This window comes from Stenotrophomonas sp. GD03877 (assembly GCF_029840555.1).
GTDB classification, from domain to species: domain Bacteria; phylum Pseudomonadota; class Gammaproteobacteria; order Xanthomonadales; family Xanthomonadaceae; genus Stenotrophomonas; species Stenotrophomonas geniculata.
The window spans coordinates 1-18,615 of record NZ_JAOCCT010000049.1 but is presented as its reverse complement, the minus strand read 5'-3'; the positions used below and the strand labels follow the sequence as shown (position 1 = coordinate 18,615).

Annotated in this window: 18 protein-coding genes and 1 riboswitch; of the genes, 11 read left to right on the top strand and 7 right to left on the bottom strand. The window is 68.3% G+C overall.

Features of this window, described 5'->3' with window-relative positions:
* Positions 1-321 precede the first annotated feature (321 nt).
* Both N5D20_RS23160 and N5D20_RS23155 read left to right on the top strand, forming a co-directional pair.
* A complete protein-coding gene (locus tag N5D20_RS23160) occupies positions 322-1,011 on the top strand; it encodes a winged helix-turn-helix domain-containing protein (protein ID WP_010484092.1) in 690 nt (229 codons plus the stop codon).
* Positions 1,008-2,354, top strand: a complete 1,347-nt coding sequence (locus N5D20_RS23155) for an ATP-binding protein (RefSeq protein ID WP_043398827.1) — start codon at positions 1,008-1,010, stop codon at positions 2,352-2,354. Before N5D20_RS23160 ends, N5D20_RS23155 begins: the two co-directional genes overlap by 4 nt.
* Here the strand turns inward: N5D20_RS23155 and N5D20_RS23150 are convergent.
* The gene (locus tag N5D20_RS23150) at positions 2,351-3,820 is read right to left on the bottom strand and encodes a HAMP domain-containing sensor histidine kinase (protein WP_019338004.1); all 1,470 of its coding nucleotides are present in this window, start codon (positions 3,818-3,820) and stop codon (positions 2,351-2,353) included. The two genes, N5D20_RS23155 and N5D20_RS23150, sit on opposite strands and share 4 nt — an antisense overlap.
* A complete protein-coding gene (locus tag N5D20_RS23145; protein WP_014645826.1) occupies positions 3,817-4,536 on the bottom strand; it encodes a response regulator transcription factor in 720 nt (239 codons plus the stop codon). Before N5D20_RS23145 ends, N5D20_RS23150 begins: the two co-directional genes overlap by 4 nt.
* Before the next feature lie 144 nt (positions 4,537-4,680).
* Between N5D20_RS23145 and msrB the strand changes: the two genes are divergently transcribed.
* From msrB to N5D20_RS23125, 4 genes are all read left to right on the top strand, one after another.
* Positions 4,681-5,253 carry a peptide-methionine (R)-S-oxide reductase MsrB gene (msrB, locus tag N5D20_RS23140; protein WP_197579743.1) on the top strand — a complete coding sequence of 191 codons (573 nt, stop codon included), beginning with the start codon at positions 4,681-4,683 and terminating at the stop codon, positions 5,251-5,253.
* 2 nt (positions 5,254-5,255) lie between these two features.
* Positions 5,256-7,022 (top strand): cytochrome c biogenesis protein DipZ, encoded by a 1,767-nt coding sequence (locus N5D20_RS23135; RefSeq protein WP_197579745.1) that lies wholly within the window; start codon positions 5,256-5,258, stop codon positions 7,020-7,022.
* 14 nt (positions 7,023-7,036) lie between these two features.
* Positions 7,037-7,774, top strand: coding sequence for a peptide-methionine (S)-S-oxide reductase MsrA (msrA, locus tag N5D20_RS23130; protein ID WP_197579747.1), 738 nt, complete (start codon positions 7,037-7,039; stop codon positions 7,772-7,774).
* A 243-nt stretch (positions 7,775-8,017) separates the two neighbouring features.
* Positions 8,018-9,469 (top strand): PLP-dependent aminotransferase family protein, encoded by a 1,452-nt coding sequence (locus N5D20_RS23125; protein ID WP_197579749.1) that lies wholly within the window; start codon positions 8,018-8,020, stop codon positions 9,467-9,469.
* A gap of 78 nt (positions 9,470-9,547) precedes the next feature.
* Here the strand turns inward: N5D20_RS23125 and bioD are convergent, their stop codons facing one another.
* The gene (bioD, locus tag N5D20_RS23120; protein WP_054170919.1) at positions 9,548-10,231 is read right to left on the bottom strand and encodes a dethiobiotin synthase; all 684 of its coding nucleotides are present in this window, start codon (positions 10,229-10,231) and stop codon (positions 9,548-9,550) included.
* A gap of 68 nt (positions 10,232-10,299) precedes the next feature.
* On the opposite strand from bioD, the gene N5D20_RS23115 reads away from it, so the two are divergent.
* Positions 10,300-10,782, top strand: coding sequence for a GAF domain-containing protein (locus N5D20_RS23115; RefSeq protein ID WP_279915161.1), 483 nt, complete (start codon positions 10,300-10,302; stop codon positions 10,780-10,782).
* Positions 10,779-11,141, top strand: coding sequence for a TfoX/Sxy family protein (locus tag N5D20_RS23110; RefSeq protein ID WP_049453288.1), 363 nt, complete (start codon positions 10,779-10,781; stop codon positions 11,139-11,141). The genes N5D20_RS23115 and N5D20_RS23110 overlap by 4 nt, the downstream gene beginning before the upstream one ends.
* Positions 11,142-11,230: 89 nt before the next feature.
* Here the strand turns inward: N5D20_RS23110 and N5D20_RS23105 are convergent, their stop codons facing one another.
* Positions 11,231-11,809, bottom strand: a complete 579-nt coding sequence (locus tag N5D20_RS23105) for a histidine phosphatase family protein (protein WP_010484101.1) — start codon at positions 11,807-11,809, stop codon at positions 11,231-11,233.
* 142 nt (positions 11,810-11,951) lie between these two features.
* Positions 11,952-12,175, top strand: a riboswitch (cobalamin riboswitch).
* Positions 12,176-12,289: 114 nt separating this feature from the next.
* On the opposite strand from N5D20_RS23105, the gene btuB reads away from it, so the two are divergent.
* A complete protein-coding gene (btuB, locus tag N5D20_RS23100; protein ID WP_279915160.1) occupies positions 12,290-14,134 on the top strand; it encodes a TonB-dependent vitamin B12 receptor in 1,845 nt (614 codons plus the stop codon).
* A 90-nt stretch (positions 14,135-14,224) separates the two neighbouring features.
* On the opposite strand, the gene gph is transcribed toward btuB, so the two are convergent.
* From gph to N5D20_RS23085, 3 genes are all read right to left on the bottom strand, one after another.
* Positions 14,225-14,893: a phosphoglycolate phosphatase gene (gph, locus tag N5D20_RS23095; RefSeq protein WP_019338002.1), complete on the bottom strand. Its 669-nt coding sequence runs from the start codon at positions 14,891-14,893 to the stop codon at positions 14,225-14,227.
* 64 nt (positions 14,894-14,957) lie between these two features.
* Positions 14,958-15,749 carry a class I SAM-dependent methyltransferase gene (locus tag N5D20_RS23090; RefSeq protein ID WP_019338001.1) on the bottom strand — a complete coding sequence of 264 codons (792 nt, stop codon included), beginning with the start codon at positions 15,747-15,749 and terminating at the stop codon, positions 14,958-14,960.
* Complete coding sequence (locus tag N5D20_RS23085; RefSeq protein WP_043398850.1) at positions 15,746-16,675, bottom strand: LysR family transcriptional regulator; 930 nt, start codon at positions 16,673-16,675, stop codon at positions 15,746-15,748. The genes N5D20_RS23090 and N5D20_RS23085 overlap by 4 nt, the downstream gene beginning before the upstream one ends.
* Positions 16,676-16,783: 108 nt before the next feature.
* Here N5D20_RS23085 and N5D20_RS23080 point away from each other — a divergent pair, with 108 nt between their 5' ends.
* Both N5D20_RS23080 and N5D20_RS23075 read left to right on the top strand, forming a co-directional pair.
* Positions 16,784-17,422: an NAD(P)H-binding protein gene (locus N5D20_RS23080; RefSeq protein ID WP_279915159.1), complete on the top strand. Its 639-nt coding sequence runs from the start codon at positions 16,784-16,786 to the stop codon at positions 17,420-17,422.
* A gap of 161 nt (positions 17,423-17,583) precedes the next feature.
* Complete coding sequence (locus N5D20_RS23075) at positions 17,584-18,495, top strand: MBL fold metallo-hydrolase (RefSeq protein ID WP_171953782.1); 912 nt, start codon at positions 17,584-17,586, stop codon at positions 18,493-18,495.
* The last annotated feature ends 120 nt before the right edge of the window (positions 18,496-18,615 follow it).

The following is an 18,615-nucleotide window of genomic DNA, read 5'->3' as shown; positions in this document are numbered from 1 at the left end:
ACGGGTTCAGCAGGCAGGGGGCGGCGGGCGACATGGGAACGGCACGCGGAGCGGAGGAGACTCCATGCTCGGCGCCGCACCTGCCCCGCGTCAGTCGCTTTGCTGTCAGCGATGGTCACCAGACGTATCACGAAGGTAACGTTTTGTAACGGCAACAAGCTATGCTGGACGCCAAGTTGTTGCCAGGCCTGAGGCCCGGCCCGCGCGCCAGCAACCCCGGCTGAATGGCGCCCGCCCCCTGGACCCGGGTGGCCCGAAGGCTGGGATAGCATCGCCGCGCTCGTGCCGTGGCGGTACGTATGCCCCACGGAGGCCTTGAAAATGCTGGATATCGTACTGGTCGAAGACGATGCCCGCCTGGGTACGATGGTCAGCGACTATCTGCAGCGGCATGGCTACCAGGTGGCCCATGAGCGCAGTGGTGAGCGCGCGGTGGCCCGGATCCTGGCCGAGAAGCCGGCCCTGGTCCTGCTCGATGTCGGCCTGCCCGACCAGGATGGTTTCGAAGTGTGTCGGCAGATCCGGCCCCACTATGACGGCATCATCTGTGTGCTGACCGCCCGCACCGACAACATCGACCAGGTGCTGGGACTGGAGCTGGGGGCCGACGATTACATCGGCAAACCCATCGAACCGCGGGTGCTGCTGGCCCGCCTGCGTGCGCACCTGCGCCGCCATCGCCGGGTCGAACCGCGCGACGGCAGCCTGCGCTTCGGCGAGCTGAACATCGACCCGTCCACCCGCAATGTGCACCTGCAGGGCGGCCTGTTGGAGCTGACCACGGCCGAGTTCGACCTGCTGTTCCTGCTGGCCAGCAACGCCGGCCAGATCCTGGACCGCGATGCACTGCTGCGCGGCCTGCGTGGCATCGCCTTTGATGGCCTGGACCGTTCGATCGATGCACGCATCTCGCGCCTGCGCCGCAAGCTGGGCGACAACCCTGAACAACCGGAGCGGATCAAGACCGTGCGTGGACGCGGCTACCTGTTCAGCCGCTCGGCATGGGGATGAAGCGCACGCCTTCGGCGATGCGCGGCCACGCCTTCCACTTCCTGCGCTACGGCATCGGCTTCCTGGTCGCCCACCTGCTGCTGATCGTGCTGGGCCTGTGGGCCTGGGATGCGCTGCTGGAAGACCGCACCGAAGCCAGCCTGTTGGCCGAGATGCGTGGCACCCATGCGCTGCTGCAGCAACGCTTCGCGGAAACACCGCGCGAGCAATGGCCGGCGCTGGCACGCGGGCTCGACGCCGACTTCGCCTATGCCCTGCGGATGGTGCCGCTGGCCGAGGCGGAAAAAGAGCTGTCGGCCGGCCAGCGACCGCCGCTCAACAACGGCCGGGTGCAGATCGACCTCGAACACATGCGCAGCCTGCAGCGGATCGGTGACAGCGACTATGCCGTGATGCTGGGGCCACTGGACGAAGCACTGCCTGATGAGGGGTGGCAGGACAGCGAAGTGTCCGGCGTGGCGATCCTGCTGCTGATCCTGATGGTGGCCGTGGCGCTGCCGATGTACGTGATGGTCTACCGCCTGTGGCGCGACGTCTCGCAGTTGGCCCAGGCCGCCCGGCAGATGCGCGACGGCCAGCTGGACACGCGCGCGCCACGCGCCGGCACCGCGCTGGTGCGGCCGCTGGCCAATGCCTTCAATCACATGGCCGAGCAGCTGCAGCAGCTGCTGGAAAGCCAGCGCGTGCTGGCCCAGGCGGTGGCACACGAGGTCCGCACGCCGCTGGCACGGATGCGCTTCGGCCTGGCCGACCTGGAGGACACTGCGCTGGACGAGATACAGCGCGACGCGCTGGGCGGCCTGCGCACCGATGTCGATCGGCTGCAGCACCTCACCGACGCCGGCGTCGAGTACGCCGCACTCGGTCGCTGTCACCAGCTGACCCGCCAGCGCCTGCAGTTGGCGGCACTGGTGCGCGGCGTGGTGGCCCAGTTCGCGCCGCTGCCGATGCCCGTGCAGCAGGCGCTGTCGCCGGCAGGGCTGGTCAACGTCAACCGGCACATGCTGGAACTGGCGTTGCGCAACCTGCTCGGCAATGCCCTGCGCTACGCGCGGCGGCAGATCCGCATCGCCAGCACCGTCAACGATGGCTGGCTGTGCCTGCAGGTGGAGGACGACGGCCCCGGCATCGCGCCCGAACTGCGCGGCCAGGTGCTGCAACCCTATGTGCGGCTGGATCCGGGCAGCCCCGGTTTCGGCCTCGGCCTGGCGCTGGTGCAGGTGGTGGCCGACAAGCATGGCGGCCACGTTGAAGTGATCGACTCCGAACTGGGCGGTGCCTGTATCCGCCTGCACCTGCCACTGGAAAGCGGCGGTGCCGTGGAGGGCGAGACGACCTGCTAGACCGCCGGTTCCGCGCGCGGCAAGGCAAACACAAACAGCGCACCCCGCTCGCTGTCGCGCAGTTCGATCCGGCGCCCATGCAGCTGCACGATGCGCTGCACGATCAGCAAGCCGAGGCCACCGTTGTCACCGCGTCGTGCGCCCAGCGCGGCCGGCGCCTGGAACAGCTGCGCACGCAGCGCGGGGGCTACGCCGGGGCCGTCGTCGGCAACACTCACCTCCACGCTGTCCGGCGTCGCGCGCAGGCACACCTCGATCCGGCCACCCTCCGGCGCATGCCGCAACGCGTTGTCGAGCAGGTTGGTCAGCACCCGCTCGACCAGGCCCAGATCGGCACGCACCAGCGGCAGGCCCGGCGGGAACCCGGCGTGCAGGCGCTGGTTGCGCGCCTGCGCGGCCAGCTCGAACTTCTGCAGTACGTCCTGCAGCAGTTCCGGCAGCGCGAACACTTCCCACTCCAGGCGCACTTCGCCATGTTCCAGCCGCGCCAGCTCGAACAGTGCACGCGCAAGCCGACCTACCTTGGCACTCTGCGCCAGCGCGATACCGAGGTAGCGGCGGCGCTCATCCGGCGACAGCGTGGCGTCCTTCAATGCCAGCGTTTCCAGATAGCCGTGCAGTGACGACAACGGCGTACGCAGGTCATGGGAGATGTTGGCGACCAGCTCGCGGCGCTGCAGGTCCTGCTGGCGCAGCTGCTGCCATTGCTCTCCCAGCCGCTGCGCCATCTGTGCGTGCGCGTGTTCGAGGATCACCAGTTCGTCGCGCTCGCCGGGGCGCAGCGGCTCCGGCGGCGGCAATGGCGTGGGTGCGTCGATGTCGAACGCCTGAATGCGCCGGGTCAGCCGTCGCAGCGGGCGGGTCACCCAGTAGAACGCCACCAGCCCGGCCAGCAGGCCCAGGCTGCCGACCAGCACCACCGACCACCAGGTGGTGTTCCACTGGCTGCCGGCGGCAAGATCGTCGGCCAGCATCTGCCGGTGCTCGCCGACCAGCACCACGTACACATAGCCGGCCTGCCGGCCCTGCACGATCAGCGGTGCTGCACTGAACACCTTGCGCCCATCCGCACTGCGCGGGTCATCGCCCAGGATCGGCAACGGCGCACCGGCCAGCAGGCGGCGCAGTGGCGCCACGTCCACCCGGTTGCGCACCAGGTGCCCACTGGGCGCATCGTGGCCGAGGATGCGGCCCTGGTCGTCCAGCAGGTAGACCTCGACGCTGGGGTTGACCGCCATCAACTGGCCGAACAGCGCGCGCACCGCGGCGTCGCGCATGCCGCTGGTATCCATCAGCTCGCTGCGCTGGGCGATGTGCTCGGCCAGGCCCAGCGACAGCCGCTGCACCACCTCCTGCTCGTGGCGGGTATTGGCACGCATCTGCAGTGCCAGCAGCGCCATGCAGCACATCAGCATCAGCGCGGCGATCACCGCCGCCAGCTTCTGCCACAGGTTCGGCTTGATCATGCCGCCGCCCCGGCCGGGTCGACCAGCTTGTAGCCACGGCCCCACACCGTCAGCAGCCGCCGTGGATTGGCCGGGTCCGGCTCGATCTTGCTGCGCAGGCGGTTGATGTGGGTGTTGACCGTGTGTTCGTAGCCATCGTGCTGGTAGCCCCAGACCTGGTTGAGCAGCTCCATGCGGGCGAACACCTGGTCCGGATGACGGGCGAAGAACAACAGCAGGTCAAACTCGCGCGGCGTCAGCTCCAGCGTGTTGCCATCCACCGAGGCGGTACGCGCAACCGGATCCAGCTGCAGCCCACCCAGCTCGATCGCGCCGGCATCGATGCGTGCGCTCTGCGCCATCGCCTCGGCGCGGCGCAGCAATGCGCGCACCCGTGCCACCAGTTCCGGCATCGAGAAGGGCTTGGCCAAGTAGTCGTCCGCGCCCAGTTCCAGGCCAACGATGCGCTGCGTTTCGCTGCCGCGCGCGCTGATGATGATGATCGGCACATAGCGCGCCATCGCGCGTGCACGCTGGCAGACCTGCAGGCCGTCCACGCCGGGCAGCATCACGTCCAGCACCAGCGCATCCCACGGACCATCCTGCTCAAGCAGGCGCAGGCCGGCATCGCCACTGGCGGCATGGGCGACGTCGTAACCCTCATCGCCCAGATGCATGCGCAGCAGGTCGGCGATGTGGGCATCGTCTTCAACGATCAGCACGCGTTTGGTCGACATCGGCAGCTCGGGGCCAGTGGGGAGGCTGGCTGCATTGTGGCGCGGGACGGCCGCCGATACCTCACGAAAAATTGAATCCTGCGTGAGGATTCGTTGACCCGGGCGGGCGCAGCATGGCCCCGTCGCCCCTTCCCGGAGTACGCCATGTCCCTGTCCCGCCGCCATCTGCTGGGCCTGGGCGGTGTTGCCACCGCCGCCGGCCTGTTCGGCCTGGGGGCCTGCAGCCGCGCCGCCCCTGCGGCCGCCGAAGCGCGCCCGTCGCGACAGTTCGAGGTCATGCACAGCGATGCACAGTGGCGCCAGCAGCTGACCCCGGCGCAGTACGCCGTACTGCGCCAGCAGGCCACCGAGCACCCCTACAGCAGCCCGCTCAACAAGGAACACCGCCAGGGCACCTTCGCCTGCGCCGGTTGTGCACTGCCGCTGTTCTCCTCCTCCACCAAGTTCGAGAGCGGCACCGGCTGGCCCAGCTTCTGGGCGCCGCTGCACAACGCCATCGGCGAAGACCGCGACGTCACCTTCGGGATGCTGCGGGTGGAGGTGCACTGCCGCCGCTGTGGCGGCCACCTCGGCCATGTGTTCAACGATGGTCCGCGCCCGACCGGGCTGCGCTACTGCATGAACGGTGCGGCGATGGTGTTCGTTCCCGGCGCCACGGATGGCACCGCCGACGGCTGGCGGGTGCCGGTCGGTTCTTCCCCTGCTTCCGGAGCCTGACGATGCTGCTGTTGCTGCTTGCCTACCTCGGGGGCGCGCTGACCCTGCTCAGCCCCTGCATCCTGCCGGTGCTGCCGTTCGTGTTCGCGCGTGCCGACCGCCCGTTCCTGCGCAGCACGCTGCCGTTGCTGCTGGGCATGGCACTGACCTTCACCGTGGTCGCCAGCCTCGCCGCCGTGGGCAGCCAATGGGTGGCGCAGGCCAACCAGGTTGGACGCTGGATCGCCCTGCTGCTGATGGCGTTGTTCGCAGTCGCCCTGCTGTGGCCACGACTGGCCGACCATCTGCTGGCACCGTTCCAGCGGGTGGGCGCACGGCTGAGCGCGCGCGCCGATGCGGCCGATGCCGCCGGGCGTGGCGGCGCATGGACCTCGCTGCTGATCGGCATCGCCACCGGCCTGCTGTGGGCACCGTGCGCCGGGCCAATCCTCGGCCTGGTGCTGACCGGCGCCGCCCTGCACGGTGCCAGCGTCGGCACCAGTACCCTGCTGCTGGCGTATGCGCTGGGCGCGATCACCGCACTGGCACTGGCGGTGTGGGTGGGCGGCCGCGTTTTCCGTGCGCTGCAGGCCCGCCTTGGCCTGGGTGACGTCGTGCGCAAGGTGCTGGGCGTAGCCGCGCTGCTGGCGGTGGTGGCGATCGGTCTGGGCTGGGATACCGGCCTGCTCACCCGTCTTTCGACGGTCAGCACCGAACGCATCGAGCAGGGCCTGCTGGATGCGGTACCCGGCGCGCAGCCGGCGGCACCGCCGATGATGATGGCCGGTGCCAACGCCGCAGCCGATGCACCGCTGCCGGTGGAAGGCACCCTACCCGCGCTGGACGGCGCCACCGGCTGGCTCAACAGCCCACCGCTGGCGACCCAGCAGCTGCGCGGCAAGGTGGTGCTGGTCGATTTCTGGACGTACTCCTGCATCAACTGCCTGCGCGCGATGCCGTTCGTGCACGAATGGGAACGCCGCTACCGTGACCACGGCCTGGTGGTGGTCGGCGTGCACACGCCGGAGTTCGCCTTCGAACGTGACCCGCGCAATGTGATGAAGGCCGTGCAGCAACTCAAGGTCGAGTACCCGGTGGCGCTCGACAACCAGTACACGATCTGGCGCGCGTTCAACAACCGCTACTGGCCGGCGCAGTACTTCGTCGACGCGCAGGGCAACATCCGCGGCCACCAGTTCGGCGAGGGCAACTACGCGCGCTCGGAACAGATGATCCGTCGCCTGCTGAACGAAGCGGGCCAGACCCATCTGCCGCCACCGGCTGATCCCGCTGCCGCTGATCTGAAGGGTGTGGCTGCGCAGGCCGACATGGGCAATCTGCGCTCGCCGGAAACCTATCTGGGCCACGCCCGCGCCGAGCAGTTCGCCTCGCCCGGCGGGCAACGCAGTGATGCCGCGTTCGACTACACCTTGCCGGCCACCCTCGCGTTGAACCAGTGGGGACTGTCCGGGCGCTGGACCGTCACCGACGAAGCGGCACAGCTGCAGCAGGCCGGTGGACGCATCGCCTTCCAGTTCCATGCGCGCGACCTGCACCTGGTGCTGGCGCCGGCCCAGGAAGGAAAGCCGGTGCGCTTCCGCGTGTTGTTGGACGGCAAGCCACTGCCTGCCGCCGATGCCGGCAGCGATGTCGGTGCCGATGGCAGCGGTGTGGTCGACGAGCACCGCCTGTACCAGCTGATCCGCCAGCGCGGCACGGTCGGCCCGCATCGCTTCGAGATCGAGTTCCTCGACTCGGGTGTGCAGGCCTATGCCTTCACCTTCGGTTGAACCGGGAGCACACGATGAAACTCTCCTTTGAACAGGGCATCGCCGCCGGTGTTGCAGGTCTGGTGGCCACGGCATTGATCGCCGGTGTGCTACTCGTTGACCACGGCGCCATCGCGGCACCGCTCGAAGCCAGCGCGCGGACCCAGGCACTACCGGCACCCACGGGCGACGCCGCGTTCCGCGATGACGCCCCCCACGCCAGCGTGGTGTTCGCCGGCGGTTGCTTCTGGGGCGTGCAGGGCGTGTTCCAGCACGTCAAGGGTGTGAGCAACGCAGTCTCCGGCTACATCGGTGGCAGCGGCGCCGATGCACGCTACGAGCGCGTCAGCGGAGGCCAGACCGGTCATGCCGAAGCGGTGAAAATCGACTACGACCCGCGCCAGGTCAGCTACGGGCAGCTGATGCAGGTGTTCTTCTCGGTAGTGCACGACCCGACCCAGCTCAACCGCCAGGGGCCGGACCACGGCAGCCAGTACCGATCGGCGATTTTCACTGACGACGCACGCCAGCAGGCGGCCAGCCGCGCCTACATCGCCCAGCTCGGCCAGGCCGGCAGCTACCGCGCGCCGATCGTCACCCAGCTGGTCAGCGGCCAGCACTTCTACCCGGCCGAGAGCTACCACCAGAACTACATGACGAACTACCCGCAGGCGGCCTACATCCGCTACTACGACGCGCCGAAGCTGGCCGCGCTGGGCAAGCAGTTCCCGGCGTTGTACCGGCGCGATGCGGCGCTGGTGCCGATGCGCTGACGGCTTTTCCCCTGGGGCTGATCGGTGCTTGGCGCTGCTCTTCTGTAGAGCCGAGCCCACGCTCGGCTGCTGTTGGCGGAAAAGCAGCCGAGCATGGGCTCGGCTCTACACAAAAAAAAAGAACGCACGGCCATCCAGCCGTGCGCTTGGGAAGTATCGGCCGCGCCCCGATCAGGCCCGGCCGACAACGACATGCTAGTCTCGCCATCATCATGGGTACAGCACCAGATGGCGGGACATTCGATGGATACAGATGACCAGAGCGCGATGATCCCACCCCGCTACCAACGGCTGTCCGACGAACTGGCCGAGGCCATCCACGGCGGCCGGCTTCCAGTAGGCAGCCGCCTGCCTTCGCTTCGGCAGATGGCCCTGCAGCGCAGGCTCAGCCTGAACACGGTGATTGCCGCCTATCGCCAGCTGGAAGATGCCGGCCTGGTGATTCCGCGGCCCAAGGCCGGTTTCGAGGTTGCGCCACGATTGTCGGTGCCGGAACGGTCGCTGCGCGACACCCCGTCCGCGCCCACCGCACCACTGCAGCAGGTGCTGATGGCCCGGGTACTGGAGGCACAACGTCGCCCCGGCGTGATCGACCTGGCCTTCGCCGGCCCGCGCGGTCGCCAGTTCTACCCCGGCGCGCAGTTGGCCAGACACACCGCGCAGGTGCTGCGCCATGGCCAGCAGACGGTGGAGACCTACGCGCGCCCGAATGGTTCGCCGCGGCTGCTGGCGCAGATCGTGCGCCGTGGTCCGCGCATGGGCCTGCACACCCACGCCGAGCGCCTGCTGCTGACCCACGGTGCAATGGAAGCGCTGCAGCTGGCGTTGCGTGCAGTCACCCAGCCAGGTGATGCGGTCGGCATCGAGGCGCCGTCCTACTTCAACCTCTACCCGTTGTTGGCCAACCTGGGTCTGCAGGCCATCGAACTGCCCACCCACCCGCAGCACGGGCTCGACGTGGATGCGCTGGATGCGCTGCTGGAGCACACGCCGCTGGCCGCACTGGTGGTGATGCCCACCGTGCACAATCCGCTCGGCTGCACCATGCCGACCGCCGCCAAACAGCGCTTGGCCGAGCTGGTCAACGCACGGCAACTGCCCCTGATCGAGGATGCGGTGTACGCCGAGCTGCAGTTCTGCGAACCGCCGGCACCCTTGTTGAAAGCCTTTGATCGCAACGGCTGGGTGATGGTGGTCGGTGGCTTTTCCAAGACGCTGGCGCCGGACTATCGCATCGGCTGGCTGGAGGGCGGCCGCTTCGCCGAGCGCATCGCACTGCTGAAATTCCAGTCCACCGGCGGGGAACCGCAGCTGCTGGGTGACGCAGTCGCAGCCTATCTGGAAGCGGGCAGCTACGAGCACCACCTGCATCGCATGCGTCGTCTGTATCGCGAACAGGTAGGGCGGCTGCGCCAGCTCGTGGCCGAACATTTCCCGCCCGGCACCCGCGCCACCGAGCCGCAGGGCGGATTCCTGCTGTGGCTGGAACTACCGGGCGTGGATACGCGCGAGCTGTTCGAGCGTGCGCTGCAGGAGGACATCGTGTTCATGCCCGGCCAGGTGTATTCGCGCGGCGCGCGCTACCGGCATTGCCTGCGGCTGTCGTGCTGCCAGACGCTGGATGCGCGCTTCATCGGCGCGGTGGAGCGGCTGGGTGCGATTGCGCGGGAGCTGGCGGCGCGCCAGCTCCTGTAGAGCCGAGCCTACGCTCGGCTGCCCTTCGTCAATGGTCCCCGCTGAGCCGAGCATGGGCTCGGCTCTACAGGAAGCAGGTCAATCGAGCAGGTACGTGCTCAGGATCTGGCCATCCGCCCCCGGCAGATGCGGCAGCCGCCCCCAGGACGGCATCGGCAGGCGCTGCTGCAGCGTGGCGATGTTCTCGTCCTGGCGCTGCATCGCAGGATCAATGTGGTTGCCGATCCAGCCCAGGCACTGCACGCCGCTGGCCTGCAGCGACTGCGCGGTCAGCCGCGCATGGTTGACGCAACCCAGGCGCATGCCCACCACCAGCAGTACGGGCAGACGCAACGCGCGCACCAGATCGAGCTGGTCCAGCGTGGCCGAAACCGGTGCCAACCAACCGCCGACACCCTCCACCACCACGATGTCAGCCTGCGCGCGCAGACGCTCGAATGCAGCCACGATCGGCGCCAGTTCCACCTGCACGCCATCCTCGGCGGCGGCCAGTTCTGGGGCCAGCGGCTGGCGCAACGCATACGGGTTCAGATCGGCATAGTCCGGTACCGGCCAGCTGGCCGCCTGCAGTGCCAGCGCGTCCTCGTTGCGCAGGCCCTGCCCCAGGTCTTCGCTGCCGCTGGCCACCGGCTTCATGCCGACCGCGCGCAGGCCGCGCCGGCGCAGCGCATGCAGCAAGGCGGTGCTGGTGGCGGTCTTGCCGATCTCGGTATCGGTGCCGGTAACGAACAGGGCGGGCGGCAGCGTGGCGGGCAACGGCATCGAAGGGCTCCAACAGGGCAACTGTGTGTGCATTATCGCCGGCCCGGCGCGCTTGCTAGACTGCGGGCATGTTCGCCAATGCCTCGCTCACCGGCAGCAAGCCGGAACAATACGCCCAGCTGCTGGAACAGGCCCGTGGCCTGGTCTACGCCGAGTCCGACCGCATCGCCAACGCGGCCAATCTCGCGGCACTGGTCTACCACGCCCTGCCCGACCTGAACTGGGTGGGCTTCTACCTGTACGACGGCAAGGAGCTGGTGGTCGGCCCATTCCAGGGCCTGCCGGCCTGCGTGCGCATTCCGCTGGACAAGGGCGTGTGCGGTGCCGCCGCCAGCCAGCGCGTGACCCAGCGCGTGGACGACGTGGATGCCTTCCCTGGCCACATCGCCTGCGATTCGGCCTCGCGCTCGGAGCTGGTGGTGCCGCTGCTGCGCGGCGAGGAACTGATCGGCGTGTTCGATATCGACAGCCCCAAGGTCGGCCGCTTTGATGCCGACGACCAGGCCGGCCTGGAAGCCATCGCCCGCGTGTTCGTCGAGGCGCTGGGATGAGCGCACCGAAGCTGCGCAACATCGGCCCGAAAAGTGCGGCGTGGCTGCGCCAGGTCGGCCTGCGCAGCCGCGAAGACCTGGTTGCGATCGGCGCCGTCGGCGCGTTCGTCAAGGTCAAGCGCGCGGGCTTCAAGCCCAGCCTGAACCTGCTGTATTCCCTGGAAGGCGCGTTGCTGGACTGCCACTGGCAGGAACTGAGCGAGCCGCAGCGCGATGCGCTGGTGCAGGACTATGAAGCGCGCATCGCCGCGCATCCGCTGAAGGCAGCCGGCCCGGCGTCGGGCCCGGTACATGAGCAGCGCTTCGATGCCGACGATGACGCTGAAGACAGCGTTGCCGAGGGCGCGGACGAGGATTGAGCCGCGCCCTTCTGTAGCGCCGAGCCCACGCTAGGCTGGCTGTTCTGATCGAAGTGCAGCCGAGCATGGCTCGGCTCTACAAGAGCAGATCAGGGCTGCTGCAGCTCCAGCAGCTCGCCCACCAGCCCGACCTCACCGCGTTCCAGCCACACCCGCAGGCGCGTGCCGTGGTCGATGCGCAGGGCCCAGCACAACGACATTGGCAGGCCGCAGACCTGCGACAGCACCATGCGCAGCGGGCCACCATGGCTGACCACCAGCGTCGGCACCGGATCGTCCTCATCGAGCAGGCGATCGAGCGCGCGCGCGATGCGCCGTTCAAAGTGGCCCCAGCTTTCGCCGTTGGGCGGCGGGAATGCATGCGGATCGGCGTGGAAGGCCGCCAGTGCATCCTCCGGCAGGTCGAACAGCGACTGCCCGTCCCAATCGCCGAAATCCAGCTCTTCCCATTCCTCGTCCGCTTCCACGTCCAGCCCACGCGGGGTGGCCAGGGCCATCGCCGTGTGCAGCGAGCGCAGCCGTGGCGAACTGATCACCCGCTCCCAGGGCTGCGCGGCGTAGGCGTCGACCAGTTCCTGCGGCAGGCGGGCCAGCTGCGGCGGATCGTTGCGGCCATCGAGGAACTCATCGCGACCGTTGCCGGCATGGCGGACCAGGTCGAGGATCATGCGCGCGTCCTGTACAGGCGACGCGGGAACAGCGGAAAACAGGCGGACATCGGCAACGGCACCACGGGATCAAGGGGCCATTCTAAAGGCACGGCAAAGGCAGTCGAGCACGCGCGGCGCTACGGGCCGCCTGCGATGCCGTAGACTGCGCGCACTTCCAGGTGACCTGCGGCCGTGGCCGGCAGGTTGAAACGGGAAGCCGGTGACGCGTGATTCCACGCCAGGCCGGCGCTGCCCCCGCAACGGTAAGCACGTCAGTTCCAGGCTACACCGCCACTGTGCCGCAGGCATGGGAAGGCGCCTGGACGGTGGCCCCAGGCCACCCGGCGGCAAGCCCGGAGACCGGCCCGGAAGCCTCAGGTCGCGATGCGGTGGGCATGGCGCTGGATGACCGCAGCCTGCGCTGCGGCGTCGGCGCATGCCTGCCTTCGCGGCTCCTCCCCTTCGCCACGCGGGCGTGCGTGGCACCTGGAGTCCCCCATGAAGCTGCAGTCCCGAATGCTGTCCCTGGCCGTGCTGGCCACCCTGCCCGCGCTGGCCCAGGCCGCCGATGACACCACTGCGCTCGACCAGATCCTGGTCACTGCTACCCGCACCCCGATCGCGCTGCAGGACAGTATCGCGCCGGCGCAGGTGATCGACCGCGCGCAGATCGAATCCAGCCAGGCCACCTCGCTGCAGGAGCTGCTGCGCGGCCGCGCCGGCATCAACCTGACCAATACCGGCGGCCTTGGCAAGCAGAGCTCGCTGTTCCTGCGCGGCACCAACTCGGGCCACACCGTGGTGCTGGTCGACGGCGTGCGCATCAACAGTGCCGACCTCGGCCTGGCCATGTACCAGGACCTGCCGCTGGCGCAGATCGAGCGCGTCGAAATCGTTCGCGGCCCGCAGTCCAGTCTGTACGGTGCCGACGCCATCGGTGGCGTAATCCAGATCTTCACCCGTCGCAACCAGGGCGATTTCGCTCCGCACTTCCAGCTCGGTGGCGGCAGCAACGGGCTGCGCGAAGCCAGCGGCGGCATTGGTGGCGGCACTGAGCGCGGCTGGTTCGGTGCCGACATCGCCTACCAGCATTCCGACGGCATCGATGCCTGCCGCGGTTCTTCCTCGGTGTTCACCGCGGGCTGCTTTGCCGACGAGCACGACCGCGACGGCTACCGCAACCTGTCCAAGAGCCTGCGCGGCGGTTACAGCTTCAACGACCAGTGGAACGTGGAAGGCAGCGCACTGCGCGCCGATGGCAAGAACCATTACGACGGCTACTACAACTACTCCGAGACCCGCCAGCAGGTGCTGGCCGGCAAGGTGCGCTACACCCCGTCGGAGCGCCTGGCGTTCACCGCCAACGTCGGCCGCAGCGACAATGAATCCGACAACTTCGGCGCACCGGGGGTGTTTGGCAGCGCGCAGACCCATCGTGACAGCGCCTCGCTGCAGGGTGACTTCGGTGTGGCCGAGGGCCAGCTGCTGAGTGCCGGCGTGGACTGGAGCGAAGACAATCTGGACGGCAGCAGCGCCGGGTATCTCGTCGACAGCCGCCGCAACACCGGCGTGTTCGTGCAGTACCAGGGCCGCTTCGGCCGCCACCAACTGCAGGCCAGCGCCCGCAACGACGACAACCAGCAGTTCGGCAACCACGCCACCGGCAGCGTTGGCTGGGCGATGGAACTGGGCCACGGCCTGCGCGTCAACGCCAGCTACGGCACCGCGTTCAAGGCACCGACCTTCAGCGACCTGTACGACCCGTGGAGCGGCGTGCCGACGTTGAATCCGGAGAAGTCCAAGAGCGCCAACCTCGGCGTTTCGCAGCAGGGCCAGGGCTGGCACTGGGGCATGGATGTGTACGAAACCCGCATCGATGACCTGATCACCTACGATGCGTCCACGATGAAAATGCAGCAGGTGGAGAAGGCGCGCATCCGTGGTGCCGAGCTGACCGGTGGCGTGCTGCTGGCCGGCTTCGACATCAACGCGCAGCTGAGCTACACCGACCCGCGCAACCGCACCCACGGCAGTACCCAGTTTGACAACTGGCTGCCGCGCCGTGCACAGCAGACTGCGCGCCTGGACATTGACCGTCGCTTCGGCGATTTCCGCGCCGGCCTGACCGTACAGGGCGCGGGCAAGCGCTTTGACAACGCCAGCAACTCGGTGAAGGTTGGCGGCTACGGCACGCTGGACCTGCGCGCCGAGTACGCGCTGACGCCGTCGTGGTCGCTGCTGGCGCGTGCCGCCAACGTGTTCGACCGCAACTACGAGACCGTGGCGTGGTTCAACCAGCCCGGCCGTGAGTACCAGTTGAGCGTGCGTTACCAGCCGAAATGAGGAAACGCGCCGGGCATTCCCGGCGCTTTCTCTGTAGAGCCGAGCCCATGCTCGGCTCAGGCAGCAAAGCAGCCGAGCATGGGCTCGGCTCTACACCGGGACGCCGGCGGCCAACCCCGGCAATTCACGCAGATCGTCGATCACCGCCACCGCATGCGCGGTGGCCATGTCCAGGCCGCGCGGGTAGCCGTAACGCACCAGCGCGATCGGCATGCCTGCATCTTCGGCGGCGCGGTAGTCGGTCAACGAATCACCCACCATCAGGCAGGCATCCACCGGCAGCCCGAAGTGCGCAGCGATGTGCCGCAGCGGTTCGCCACTGGGCTTGCGCTGCGGCAGCGAATCGCCGCCCAGTATCAGCGCGAACGCATCACCGATGCCCAGGTGCTGCAGCAGCGGTGGCACCAGCGCTTCGGGCTTGTTGGTGCAGATCGCCAGCGGCACGTTGCGTGCACGCAGTTGCGCCAGCGCTTCACCCACGCCATCGAACAGGCGCGGGCTGCGCAGCAGGCATTCGCGGTAGTGCACCATGAAGACCGGCATGACCTCGGCCAGGTCGACCTCACGACCCGCGGCATGCACGGCCTGCTCGACCAGGCGGCGCACACCGTCGCCGATCCAGCCCAGCACCGTGGCTTCCGGTACGCGTGCCACACCGATGTCCTCCAGCGTGCGGTTCAGCGCTTCGGCGATATCAGCTGCGCTGTCGACCAGCGTGCCATCAAGGTCGAACACGACCAGTGGATAGGGATACGACAAGGGACGGCACCTGCATGACGTGGGGCCGTCCATTGTACGCCGCTGGTTTTTGCACCGATCCGCCTCAGCCGATCCGGCGCGCGCGGGTAGCCAGGAACGTGGGCAGGTAACGGTCGATCAGGAAACGCGGCTGCGGCTGCCAGTCCTCCATGAAGCGATCGATGATGAAGCCGGCATCCAGCTGGCCACCGATCAGTTCGGTCAGGCTGTGGCCGAAGGTCAGTGCATCGCCCCGTGCCAGCTTCGCCTCGCGCTCGGCTGGCGGCAGGTCTTCCAGGTCCGAATAGGGAATGGCGTACTGCGGCCGGATCAGGCCCTGTGCATCCAGCTGCGGATCGCGCGCACCGACGAACAGCACCGGGTTGTAGAAGCTGGCCATCAGCATGCCATCGCGTGCCAGCACACGGCGGCATTCGGTCCACACCGGGCGCACGTCAGGCACGTACAGGTTCGAGATCGGGTGGAACACCACGTCGAAACTGTCGTTGGCGAACACGTGCAGATCGCGCATGTCACCCTGCACGGTGCGCAGCTGCAGGCCATCGCGCGCAGCGACCCTGCGGTCCTGTTCCAGCTGCCCGTCGGACAGGTCGAACACGGTGACGTCAGCGCCCGCAGCGGCCAGCACCGGTGCCTGCTGGCCACCGCCCGAGGCCAGGCACAGGATGCGACGGCCGCGCACATCACCCATCCAGTCCAGCGGCAGCGCGCGGGGCGTCAGGTGCACCTGCCAGCGGCCTTCGCGCGCGGCGGCAATCGTTGAACTTTCCACCGGGCGCGACCATTCGCGCACTTCGCTGGCCTGGCGGTCCCAGGCAGCACGGTTGTGGTCGATCAAGGCCTGTCCATGGTTCATGTGTTCTCCTTGCCCGGTGGGCGCCAATCCAGATCCTGGAAGGCCGGGCTGGCGAAACACTCGCCCAGGAAATCCAGGAATCGCCGCATGATAGCGGGCTGCTGGCGCCGTGACGCGTACACGGCATGAATGCCGAGTTCGTCCAGGCTGAATTCGGGCAGCAGTTCGATCAGCTCGCCACTGCGCAGCAGCGGCGCCACCTGGTAGGTCGGCAGCATGGCGATACCGGCACCGGCCCGCACCGCCTCCAGCAGCAGCGAGGCCTCGTTCGCGCTGATGTTGCCGCCCACCGCCACCGACAGCGAACGTCCATCGCGGTGCAGCTGCCACAGGCTTTTACCGACGTAATGGTGGGTCAGGCAGTTGTGCGCGGCCAGGTGCTCGGGGGCGGTCGGCGTGCCACGCACCTGCAGGTAGGACGGCGTCGCGCACAACACCGAGCGGCAGGTGGCCAGGCGCCGTGCGATCAGGCTGGGGTCGATCTGGCGCGCGATGCGCACGGCCAGGTCCACCCGCTCTTCCACCAGGTTCACCGTGCGGTCGACCAGCAGCAGCTCGATGCGTGCCGCCGGATGGCGCGCAACGAAGCCGGCCACGGCCCGTGCCAGGTGGCTCTGCCCGAACGACACGCTGGCGGTCACCCGCAGCGTGCCGTGCGGCTCGGGATCATCACTGGCCAGCTCGCCCTGCAGTTCTTCGCCGATCGCCAGCATCTGCCGGAAGCGCGCCAGCGCCGCCTCGCCGGGGCCGGTCAGGCTGATCCGGCGCGTGGTCCGGTGCAGCAGGCGCGCACCCAGCCACCCTTCAACCTCGGCCAGGTAGCGGGAGACCATCGCCCGCGACATGTCCAGCACCTCGGCGGCGGCGGTGAGGCTGCCGCGCTCGGCCACCTCGACGAACACGGTCATGGCGGTCAGTCGGTCCATCTGCTCGATTCCTGCAACAAACAAACGCGTTATACGCTGTTTTTCGATCAACTGCAGCAGCCTAGAGTGACCCCATTCCCACCCCACACCGCCCCACGGAGTCCTGCCATGAAGATCGCCCTCGTTGGTTCCACCGGCAACATCGGCCGCCAGATCGCCCGCCACGCGCTGGCCCGCGGCCACGAACTCACTGTCATCGTGCGCAGCGCGCAGGACCTTCCGGCTGAACTGGCCGGTGCGCATCCTGTGGTCGCCTCGTTGGACGACCTGGATGCGCTGGTCGCCGCCATTGCCGGCCACGACGTGCTGGCCAGTGCCTACGGCCCGCGCCCCGGCGATGACATCGGCCGTGTGGGCGAGGTCGCCGCGCAGTTGGCCGCCGCCGCACGCAAGGCCGGCGTACCGCGCCTGGTGGTGGTCGGTGGTGCCGGCAGCCTGGAAGTCGCGCCCGGCGTGCAGCTGGTAGATACCCCCTACTTCCCGGAGGCCTACAAGCCGTACGCGCTGGCCCATCGCGAGGCGTTCAACCGCCTGCAGGCAGTGGACGACCTGGACTGGACCTTCTTCTCGCCGGCCGCAGAAATCGGCCCGGGGGAAGAGCGCGGCCAGTACCGCGTGCAGCCCAAGGCCTTCCTTGCCGATACCAGCGGCCACAGCCGCATCAGCTACGCCGACTATGGCGCGGCGTTCGTCGCCGAGCTGGAAGCGCACCAGTACCCGAAGCAGATCATCACGGCAGCGTATTGATCATGCCGTCCGCCGGGCATGGCCCGGCGCTACCTCCCTGTAGAGCCGAAGGCAACGGCAGGAGCCGTTGCCAACGTCGCTTGCGACGGCCCGTAGGGGGCCGGGCAAGGACGCCCGGCATAGCCCACGCTCGGCTCCCCATCCGACACAAGGAATTCCCCATGCGCACCGCTGCCCTGCTGCTTCCCCTCGCGTTGGCCGCCAGTTTCACCAGTACGCCGCTGATGGCCGCATCGGCCACCCCGGTGCCGGCCACGGCAACGAAATCCCAGCTGCACCTGCAGACCTTCCATCCCGGCCCGCAGGCGATGTTCTCGGTGTCCTCGGTGCTGATCGAAGGCCGCCACGACGCGATCCTGGTCAATGCGCAGTTCGGTGCCAGCGACGCGCGCAAGCTGGTCGAGCTGATCCGCGCCAGCGGCAAGCAGCTGACCACGATCTACATCAGCCACGGCGATCCGGACTACTACTTCGGCCTGGCCACGCTGCAGGATGCGTTCCCGAAGGCGCGCATCGTCGCTACCGCGCAGACCGTTGCCCACATCCAGCAGACACAGGCCGGCAAGCTGGCCTACTGGGGCCCGAAGATGGGTGCCGACGTGCCGGCCCGCATCGTGGTGCCGCAGGTGCTGGATGGCGATGCCCTGCAACTGGAAGGCCAGCGCCTGCCGCTGATCGGCCTGGACGGACCGACCCCGGACCGCACGGTGCTGTGGGTGCCGTCGCTGCGCGCGATCGTCGGTGGCATTCCGGTGGTGGCGGGCGAGCACGTGTGGATGGCCGACACGCAGACGCCGAAGTCGCACACCGACTGGCTGCAGACCCTGCAGCGGTTGCAGGCGTTGAAGCCGAAAGTAGTGGTACCGGGGCATTACGCACCGGGTGCCGCACTGGATTCGAGTGCGCTGCGCTTCACCGCAGATTACATCCGCGCGTTCGATGCCGAGGCGGCCAAGGCCAAGGACAGTGCGGCACTGGTGAAAGCAATGCAGTCGCGCTACCCGAAGCTGGATGGCGTCGCATCGCTGGAGCTGAGTGCGAAGGTGGCCAAGGGCGAGATGCAGTGGCCATGAGGTAGGAAGTTTTCTTTTGCAGGGCTGCGCCCTGCACCTGCTCAATGCAACGGCAACAGCCGAAGCAACAGCAAAAGCTGGTCTCCTGAGGGTTGGCGGGGTGGGTCCGGTTGCGGGGGG

What these genes read in the sequence shown, in the direction of transcription:
- N5D20_RS23145 (WP_014645826.1), bottom strand. Translation starts at nt 4,536, where the DNA reads ATGTCGACCAAACGCGTGCTGATCGTTGAAGACGATGCCCACATCGCC.
- N5D20_RS23080 (WP_279915159.1), top strand. Translation starts at nt 16,784, where the DNA reads ATGAAGATCGCCCTCGTTGGTTCCACCGGCAACATCGGCCGCCAGATC.
- msrB (WP_197579743.1), top strand. Translation starts at nt 4,681, where the DNA reads ATGTCCCTGTCCCGCCGCCATCTGCTGGGCCTGGGCGGTGTTGCCACC.
- N5D20_RS23090 (WP_019338001.1), bottom strand. Translation starts at nt 15,749, where the DNA reads ATGAACCATGGACAGGCCTTGATCGACCACAACCGTGCTGCCTGGGAC.
- N5D20_RS23135 (WP_197579745.1), top strand. Translation starts at nt 5,256, where the DNA reads ATGCTGCTGTTGCTGCTTGCCTACCTCGGGGGCGCGCTGACCCTGCTC.
- N5D20_RS23085 (WP_043398850.1), bottom strand. Translation starts at nt 16,675, where the DNA reads ATGGACCGACTGACCGCCATGACCGTGTTCGTCGAGGTGGCCGAGCGC.
- N5D20_RS23160 (WP_010484092.1), top strand. Translation starts at nt 322, where the DNA reads ATGCTGGATATCGTACTGGTCGAAGACGATGCCCGCCTGGGTACGATG.
- bioD (WP_054170919.1), bottom strand. Translation starts at nt 10,231, where the DNA reads ATGCCGTTGCCCGCCACGCTGCCGCCCGCCCTGTTCGTTACCGGCACC.
- N5D20_RS23125 (WP_197579749.1), top strand. Translation starts at nt 8,018, where the DNA reads ATGGATACAGATGACCAGAGCGCGATGATCCCACCCCGCTACCAACGG.
- N5D20_RS23075 (WP_171953782.1), top strand. Translation starts at nt 17,584, where the DNA reads ATGCGCACCGCTGCCCTGCTGCTTCCCCTCGCGTTGGCCGCCAGTTTC.
- msrA (WP_197579747.1), top strand. Translation starts at nt 7,037, where the DNA reads ATGAAACTCTCCTTTGAACAGGGCATCGCCGCCGGTGTTGCAGGTCTG.
- N5D20_RS23115 (WP_279915161.1), top strand. Translation starts at nt 10,300, where the DNA reads ATGTTCGCCAATGCCTCGCTCACCGGCAGCAAGCCGGAACAATACGCC.
- N5D20_RS23110 (WP_049453288.1), top strand. Translation starts at nt 10,779, where the DNA reads ATGAGCGCACCGAAGCTGCGCAACATCGGCCCGAAAAGTGCGGCGTGG.
- N5D20_RS23150 (WP_019338004.1), bottom strand. Translation starts at nt 3,820, where the DNA reads ATGATCAAGCCGAACCTGTGGCAGAAGCTGGCGGCGGTGATCGCCGCG.
- btuB (WP_279915160.1), top strand. Translation starts at nt 12,290, where the DNA reads ATGAAGCTGCAGTCCCGAATGCTGTCCCTGGCCGTGCTGGCCACCCTG.
- N5D20_RS23105 (WP_010484101.1), bottom strand. Translation starts at nt 11,809, where the DNA reads ATGATCCTCGACCTGGTCCGCCATGCCGGCAACGGTCGCGATGAGTTC.
- N5D20_RS23155 (WP_043398827.1), top strand. Translation starts at nt 1,008, where the DNA reads ATGAAGCGCACGCCTTCGGCGATGCGCGGCCACGCCTTCCACTTCCTG.